The 1,060-nt window shown below is 57.9% G+C and carries 2 protein-coding genes; both read left to right on the top strand.

Annotation, left to right across the window (positions count from 1 at the left end; genetic code table 11):
• On the top strand, positions 1-210 hold a 210-nt coding region (gene tssD / locus DU29_RS0129115; protein ID WP_028624405.1), incomplete at its 5' end, for a type VI secretion system tube protein TssD.
• A 131-nt stretch (positions 211-341) separates the two neighbouring features.
• Positions 342-1,060 (top strand): type VI secretion system tip protein TssI/VgrG (gene tssI, locus DU29_RS0129110; RefSeq protein ID WP_028624824.1); only part of this gene is annotated, 719 nt, incomplete at its 3' end.

Here is a 1,060-nt window from a genome sequence, read left to right as displayed (position 1 = left end):
GCTCAGGGCACCCAAGAGCACTACTACACCACCAAACTGGAAGACGCGATCATCGTCGCCATCAACAACAAGATGCACAACTGCCAGGACCCAGGCAACTCGCACTTCACCCACCTGGAAGAAGTGCAGTTCACCTACCGCAAAATCACCTGGACCCACGAAGTATCCGGTACTTCGGGTTCCGATGACTGGCGTTCCCCAGTCGTTTAATCGCGGCTGATCGTTACCCGCATCGGCCAGCTCTGCTGGTCGATGTCGTTTACGCCCTTTCAGAATTTTGCGTCTGCTGATTCCTTATTCAGGTCTTGGCAAACGCCGCTGCACAGCACGAGGAACAAGGGATGTTCGCGCCGGCCAATGAAACCCACTTTGCCCTGACCATCGAAGGTGTTTCCGCTGATTTTCAGGTGTTTACCCTGCAAGGTCGGGAAGCCATCAGCCAGCCTTTTGTGTTCGAGGTGGAGCTGGTCAGTGAGCAGCCGTCGCTGGACCTCGAAACGCTGCTGCACAAACCGGCCTTCCTGCAACTGTCGCCCGACGGCAGCGGCATCCACGGCCAGATCTACCGCGCCGCGCAAGGCGATTCCGGCAAGCGTCTGACCCGTTATTCGATGACCTTGCGCCCGCAACTGTCGTACCTGGCACACCGGATCAACCAGCGCATTTTCCAGAACCTGACGGTGCCGAAAATCATCGCCAGTGTTCTCGAAGATCACGGCATTCAAGGCAATGCCTACGCCTTCAAGGTCGGGGCGGTATATCCCGAGCGCATCTACTGCGTTCAGTACGACGAGTCAGACCTGCAGTTCATCCAGCGCCTGTGCGAGGAAGAAGGGATTCACTACCACTTCGAGCACACCACCACTGGCCACAAACTGGTGTTCGGCGATGACCAGACGGTGTTCCCCAAACTGGCCCCGGTGGCCTATCAGCAAGACTCCGGCATGGTCGCCAACGACCCGGTGGTCAAGCGCTTCGACCTGCGTCTGGAAACCCGTACCAGCCGCACGACGCGTCGCGATTACGACTTCGAAAAACCGCGCATCACCCTCGAAAGCGA

The sequence above is a fragment of the Pseudomonas sp. Ant30-3 genome, from assembly GCF_000690905.1.
Lineage (GTDB): Bacteria > Pseudomonadota > Gammaproteobacteria > Pseudomonadales > Pseudomonadaceae > Aquipseudomonas.
Note: the sequence above shows the minus strand (reverse complement) of the source record. Positions and strands in the feature narration are given on the sequence as shown.